Source organism: Klebsiella sp. HMSC16C06 (assembly GCF_001808325.1).
GTDB classification, from domain to species: domain Bacteria; phylum Pseudomonadota; class Gammaproteobacteria; order Enterobacterales; family Enterobacteriaceae; genus Klebsiella; species Klebsiella variicola.
In genome coordinates this window covers 338632-345073 of sequence record NZ_KV793024.1, presented here as the reverse complement: position 1 = coordinate 345073, position 6442 = coordinate 338632, and the positions used below count along the sequence as shown (strand labels likewise).

Here is a 6442-nt window from a genome sequence, read left to right as displayed (position 1 = left end):
GCTGTTTTGGCGGATTTGAGAGAAGATTTTCAGCGTGATACAGATTAATCGATGCGTCCGCAGGACGTGTTGAAAACAGAATTTGCCTGGCGGCGATAGCGCGGTGGTCCCACCTGACCCCATGCCGAACTCAGAAGTGAAACGCCGTAGCGCCGATGGTAGTGTGGGGTCTCCCCATGTGAGAGTAGGGAACTGCCAGGCATCAAACAAGTGAAGAGCCCATCCTGCCGGATGGGCTTTTTGCGTTTCAGTGGTCCGGCAACCGTGCCGGCATGTCTCCCCGGTGGCGCTGCGCTTACCGGGGCTACGGATTCGCACCCGCCCTGCACGACCTGTAGCCCGGACAAGGTGCGCAGCACCGCCTCCGGGGAAAACCCTGCCATACCCGCCCCATTATCTTCATTCAAAGCAACATAAAACCCCGTCATGGTAATCCCTTCATCATAATCTACTTTTTCCTTGCCCCTGCGCTGGCGTTAATCGCGAAAACCACTCTTACGAAAAAAAATGTGAATACAGTCACATATAAAGATATAACAATTATATAACATTTAGTTCACTAACTAATTTGTCTACGTGACGTGGTACGCCCGACAAGACAGATTGCAGTCTTTGCTGGAGCAATATAACAATGACAGAAAGTAGCATTACCGAACGGGGTGCGCCGGATCAGGCCGATACCCGTCGTCGTATTTGGGCAATAGTTGGCGCTTCCTCGGGGAATCTGGTTGAGTGGTTTGATTTTTACGTTTATTCATTCTGCTCGCTCTATTTCGCCCATATCTTTTTTCCATCTGGCAATACCACCACCCAACTGCTGCAGACGGCAGGCGTATTTGCCGCCGGATTCCTGATGCGTCCCATCGGCGGATGGCTGTTTGGTCGAATCGCCGACCGCCGCGGACGTAAAGCCTCCATGCTTATCTCGGTGTGCATGATGTGCTTTGGCTCACTGGTGATTGCCTGTCTGCCGGGTTATGCGGTCATCGGCACCTGGGCCCCGGCGCTGCTGCTGCTGGCGCGTCTGTTCCAGGGGCTGTCTGTTGGCGGAGAATACGGCACCAGTGCGACCTATATGAGTGAAGTCGCGGTGGAAGGTAAGAAAGGCTTCTATGCCTCCTTCCAGTACGTTACGCTGATTGGCGGTCAACTGCTGGCGGTATTAGTGGTTGTCGCGCTCCAGCAGGTGCTCAGCGATGAAGATCTCCATGCCTGGGGATGGCGTATTCCTTTTGCTCTTGGGGCGGTACTGGCTATCGTCGCGCTGTGGCTGCGTCGCCAGCTGGACGAAACCTCAAAGCAGGAGACCCGGGCGCTGAAAGAGGCTGGATCATTTAAAGGGTTGTGGCGCAATCGCCGGGCCTTCGTGATGGTGTTGGGCTTTACCGCCGCCGGATCGCTGACCTTCTACACCTTTACTACCTATATGCAAAAGTATCTGGTCAACACGGCGGGCATGACGGCTAGCACCGCCAGCGTGATCATGACCGCGGCGCTATTCGTTTATATGCTGGTTCAGCCGCTGTTCGGCGCCTTTTCGGATAAAGTTGGCCGTCGCACCTCCATGCTGTGCTTTGGCGTGCTGGCGACGTTATTTACCGTGCCTATTCTCAGTGCTCTGCAGAAGGTGAGCTCACCGTATGCCGCCTTCGGACTGGTGATCTGCGCCTTGCTGATCGTCAGTTTCTATACCTCTATCAGCGGCATCCTGAAAGCAGAGATGTTCCCGGCTCAGGTCCGCGCGCTTGGGGTAGGGCTTTCCTATGCCGTCGCGAACGCGCTGTTCGGCGGCTCTGCGGAGTATGTCGCGCTGTCGCTTAAGTCGGCGGGGATAGAGCACGCGTTCTACTGGTATGTGACGGTGATGGCGGCCATCGCCTTCCTGGTTTCCCTGATGCTGCATCGCAAGGGAAAAGGCCTGCGCCTGTGACGCTTACTGGTGCGCCAGTTGCCACACAGCATAGCCGGTGGTCGCACCGGCGACATCCCAGGCGAAATCTTTCCAGCTCCAGCCGCTCCCTGCCGGGCGGCTGTCCCAAAGCTCTTTTGATGCGCCAAGACTGATGGAAAACATCAGGCCAATGGCGGCGCTGCGGTCCCGGCTGTAACCCTGATGTTGCGCATACTCATTGCCGGCGGCAGACAGCATCGCCGAGGCCAGAAAATGCTGGGCTTTGTCCTGACCGGACCATGCATCATTTGCCATGTGGCTGCAGCCCGTTAACAGCAGCGATGTCATCACTATTATCGAACGCATAGCGCTTCCAGAAAAAAGCCCCGTCGACGCGGGGCTGATAGTCAGAGAATACGGCTGATCAACCGGTCAATGCGGATCCGTCGCAGGCGGCGGATCAGTTTTCGCACTTTCACCGGATAGTCGGCGATACTTTGCAGATCCCGATAATGTTTCACTACCGTGGTGTGGGTGCGGATGAGCTTCAGCTCTTTTTCCCGCATGGCCCCCAGCTGCCGCTTTGGATCGTGGATCAGAATGGCGTTTTCCAGATCGAGCCGCCAGGCGCGTGGGTTAAGGTTGTTGCCAGTGAGCAGCATCCACTCATCGTCAACCCACATGCCTTTCAGATGGTAGCTGTTATCGTCATCCTTCCACAGGCGAACGATCAGCTGATCGGTATTGACATAATATTGCAGTCGGCTGAGGAAACGCCGCAGGTTGATCTCATACAGATAGGGAAGCGCACCGATAATTTTAAACGGTTGATCTTCCGGAATGTAGAAATCGTTAGCGGTTTTATCGCCGACAATAATCTCCACCTGTTTACCGTCCCGCAGCAGCTGGATGATATTTCTCACCAGTACGGCAGGGAGGTTGAAGTAGGGGGTACAGATCGTCAGCTTGTGCTCGGCACAAGGCATCAGGTGAAAAATAGTTTTGTTCAGCAGGCTGGATTTCCCCAGTCCTACCAGCGGGGTGACGGAGAGTTCTTCGTCACCAGCGGTGCCGACAAAATGGTAGCTGCGGTCGCGGAGCTCCTGACGGTACTGGCGAATGTCGTTTTTGATTTCCGGGCTTTTTGGCCGATCCGGTCTGTCGAGACGATTAACGCCGCGCCCCTGAACCAGATTATTGTCGACCCAGTCGAACATGACGTCCGCCATTTTGCCGTTACGGATGCACTGATAGCGGTCATAACGGTACTTGTCGTGCTGATGCAGATAAACATCGTTCAGGCTGGCGCCACTGTAGAGGACGCTGTCATCGATAATAAAGCCTTTGAAATGGAGAACGCCGAGCGCCTCCCGGGTATTAATCGGCACGCCGTAAACGGGGATATCCACACCTGGGTTTTCATCGGCCATCCGGCAATACCAGTCGGCATTGGTGTTGGAGGCGGCGGCGCCGATACGACCACGTTGAGCACGGTGCCAGTCTACCAGAACGCGGACATCCAGTTCCGGACGCTGGCGTTTGGCGTCGTAGAGAGCCTGCAAAATTCCTTTTCCGCCATCATCTTGCTCCAGGTAGAGCGCAATAATGCATATACGCTGAGTGGCGTGGGCAATCCGGGTCAGTAACGCTTCCCTGAAATCCGCAGGGGCGTAAAAGAACTCTACATCATCAACTGACTGAGAAAGCTTAGGGAGTTGGGCAAGGTGTTGTTGATGTTTATTACGCTTAAATTTTGACAACATCACAGTGCGTTTCTTCTCTGTTTATTGAAGGGTCTTCTGTACCATGCAGACGACGTAAGCGGGCAATAATACCATTACTACCCGCTAATGTGGTCAACAATTGCGGTCAGCGTGACGCGATTATCCCTGATTCAGGGGCAGCGATAGACTGACAATCCCATCTTCCAGCTGAATATCAACGGTGAATCCCAGCTTTCTGGCCAGGCCGATCATGCCTCTGTTATTCGGCATCGTAATGCCATTAAGGCGTTGCAGGCCATGGCTTTGCGTATAGGCGATCAGCTTTTCCAGCAGCCTTCGCCCCAGGCCTAACCCTTTTAAATCTGAACGGACCAGAACGGCAAACTCGGCGTCAATATTGTCGGGATCGGAGATCGCCCGCGTCACGCCGAGAATTTCGCTCTTCTCTGCAGTGGTCCTGACGGCAACAAACGCCATTTCACGATCGTAGTCGATCTGCGTCATATTGGCTAAATCGTCATGGGTAAATTCGTTGATCTCACTAAAATAGCGATAATAGAGATCTTCTTTGGTGACCTGAGCGATAAACGCGAGCAGCTGCGGCTCATCTTCCGGAAGGATCGGCCGAAACAGGCAGCGATCGCCATTTTTCATCACCACCCACTCCTCCTGCTGGTGCGGATAGGGACGAATCGCAAGGCGGCTTTCACTGTCGCCGTCAAAGGGGGCCAGGCCCAGCGTGACGTCCAGCGCCGTAAACTCGTTGCCGGAGGCGAGCAGGGGATGAATGTCCAGGCGCTGGATCTCCGGGCAGTCGACGATCAGATTCGATACCTGAACCAGTAGCTGGCTCAGGCCCGCGATATCCAGCGGGCGCAATGCGCTGCGACCGCGGATCTTTTTATTTTTGATCGCCTGGATCACCAGATAACGCGCCAGGTTCATATTCAACGGCGGCAGCGCCACCGCGGCCTGATCCTCGGCCCGCCACTCCACGCCGCCTTCGCCCAGCATAATCAACGGGCCGAAGACGGGATCGTGCTCAACAACCACTCTCAGCTCCTGGGCGCCGGCGCGATTAGCCATACTCTGCACCAGCAGACCATGGATGCGCGCCTGGGGCCAGGCCAGTCTGACGCGATCGATCATCGCATCTGCCGCTTGCTGCACTTCGGCGGCGGTACGCAGATAGAGCATGACCCCCTGTACTTCCGATTTGTGCGGGATATCCGGAGAACGCAGCTTCAGCGCGACCGGATAGCCTATCTGCTCAGCGATATGCACTGCTTCTGCGCTGTCAGCGGCAATCCATGTCGGCAGAGTATGGATGCCATAGGCCCGGAGCACCGGGCTGACCTCATGGGTATCCAGCGTGGTGGCGCCGTCATCTATCGCTTGCTGCAGCAGAGCATGTGCTTCGCTGGTATTGGCGGTTAACGAATCCGGTAGCACCGGCGTCTCGCGCAGTTGTTTCTGGTTGCGACGGTATTCCACCATATGCATAAAAGCGGTGATCGTGCCCTCTGGCGTACGGTAGGTTGGGAGGCCGGCATCGCTGAATAAACGTCGCGCTTCCTGCGAGGAAAATTCGCCGCACCAGTTGGTCAGCACGGTGACATATTTACCGCGCGGATGATGCTTCAGAGCGTCAATCAGGGCCAGCGCACTCTCCGTGCCCGGCGCGGCCGCGCTGGGCGAGTGGATCACCAGCAGCGCGTCATAGTCCTGACTGTTGAGCAAAATATTCACGGCCTGCTGATAATGTTCGCTGCTGGCATCATCCCGCAGATCTAACGGGTTGGCGATCTCGACGCCAACCGGCAACGCCTGGCGCAGGGCGTCGCGGGTCTCCTCGCTGAGGACCGCCAGTTTGCCATTCCGCAGCCAGAGTTCATCCAGCGCCAGCGCCGCCGGAGCCGCGCCATTACTGACGATCATCAGCTTTTCACCGCGTAGCGGGCGCATATGGCTGAGCGTTTCCACGGCGGAGAACAGCTCATGGGTGTCCTGCACCCGCAGCAGGCCAGCACGCTGGATGGCTGCATCCCATGCCGGATCCATCCCGGAGTTGACGTGCAACAGCTTTTGCGCCGCGGGGCTACGGCCGCTTTTAATCACCAGGATAGGCTTGTTTCGCGAAGCGCTGCGCGCGGCGGAGACAAACCGACGCGCATCGCTTAGATGCTCGAGGTAAAGCAAAATGGCGCTGGTCTTGCTGTCGCGGGCCAGGAAGTCCAGCAGGTCATCGACATCAATGTCCAGGCTATCGCCCAGCGCGATGAAGTAGGAAAACCCCATCTCGCGCTGCTGCGCCCAGTCAAGGATGGTATTAGAGACGGCAGCCGACTGCGAGATAAAGGCCAGTTTACCGCGGTGGATCGCGACCGGCGAGAAGCTGGCGTTCAGGCCTTGCCACGGCGCCAGCAACCCCAGGCTGTTTGGGCCGAGCAGGCGCATCTGATAGCGGGCGGCGCATTCGAGCAGCGCCGGATACTGTTCCGGCTGCGAAGAGAGAATGATGCAGGTTTTACACCCTTTCTGCCCTAAGGCTTCGAGCAATTCGATATTACGCCGGGCGTTAGTACAGAGCACCGCCAGATCCGGCGTAAACGGCAGGCTCTCAATCGTGGGCCATGCCAGCACCCCGAGCACCGCCTTCCAGGCGGGGGTCACCGGCAGTACCGGGCCATTGAAACCGCCGGCTAACAGGTTGCGCATCATGAGATAGCCAGCGCGCTGCGGCTTCATTGATGCGCCAATAACGGCGATGGACTTTGGTCGCAGCAGTGCTTCCAGGCCTCGTTGGCTCATACCGGTCTCCTTTCAT

The 6442-nt window shown here is 56.6% G+C and carries 4 protein-coding genes and 1 rRNA gene; 2 read left to right on the top strand and 3 right to left on the bottom strand.

Going from position 1 to position 6442, the window contains the following annotated elements:
* Positions 1–85: 85 nt before the first annotated feature.
* Together rrf and HMPREF3142_RS25940 are read left to right on the top strand one after the other, a co-directional pair.
* A 5S ribosomal RNA gene (gene rrf / locus HMPREF3142_RS25945) occupies positions 86–201 on the top strand.
* Positions 202–631: 430 nt separating this feature from the next.
* Positions 632–1930: an MFS transporter gene (locus HMPREF3142_RS25940; protein WP_012540846.1), complete on the top strand. Its 1299-nt coding sequence runs from the start codon at positions 632–634 to the stop codon at positions 1928–1930.
* Between the two features lie 3 nt (positions 1931–1933).
* Here the strand turns inward: HMPREF3142_RS25940 and HMPREF3142_RS25935 are convergent, their stop codons facing one another.
* The 3 genes from HMPREF3142_RS25935 to HMPREF3142_RS25925 form a co-directional block, all read right to left on the bottom strand.
* A complete protein-coding gene (locus tag HMPREF3142_RS25935) occupies positions 1934–2257 on the bottom strand; it encodes a YfiM family lipoprotein (protein WP_008803753.1) in 324 nt (107 codons plus the stop codon).
* 41 nt (positions 2258–2298) lie between these two features.
* Positions 2299–3654: a CDP-diacylglycerol--serine O-phosphatidyltransferase gene (pssA, locus tag HMPREF3142_RS25930; RefSeq protein ID WP_008803754.1), complete on the bottom strand. Its 1356-nt coding sequence runs from the start codon at positions 3652–3654 to the stop codon at positions 2299–2301.
* 120 nt (positions 3655–3774) lie between these two features.
* Positions 3775–6426, bottom strand: coding sequence for a bifunctional acetate--CoA ligase family protein/GNAT family N-acetyltransferase (locus HMPREF3142_RS25925; protein ID WP_012540847.1), 2652 nt, complete (start codon positions 6424–6426; stop codon positions 3775–3777).
* Between the last annotated feature and the right edge of the window lie 16 nt (positions 6427–6442).

Bases quoted from the DNA above. Each gene is read 5' to 3' on its own strand.
- pssA (WP_008803754.1), bottom strand. From the start codon at position 3,654: ATGTTGTCAAAATTTAAGCGTAATAAACATCAACAACACCTTGCCCAA.
- HMPREF3142_RS25935 (WP_008803753.1), bottom strand. From the start codon at position 2,257: ATGCGTTCGATAATAGTGATGACATCGCTGCTGTTAACGGGCTGCAGC.
- HMPREF3142_RS25925 (WP_012540847.1), bottom strand. From the start codon at position 6,426: ATGAGCCAACGAGGCCTGGAAGCACTGCTGCGACCAAAGTCCATCGCC.
- HMPREF3142_RS25940 (WP_012540846.1), top strand. From the start codon at position 632: ATGACAGAAAGTAGCATTACCGAACGGGGTGCGCCGGATCAGGCCGAT.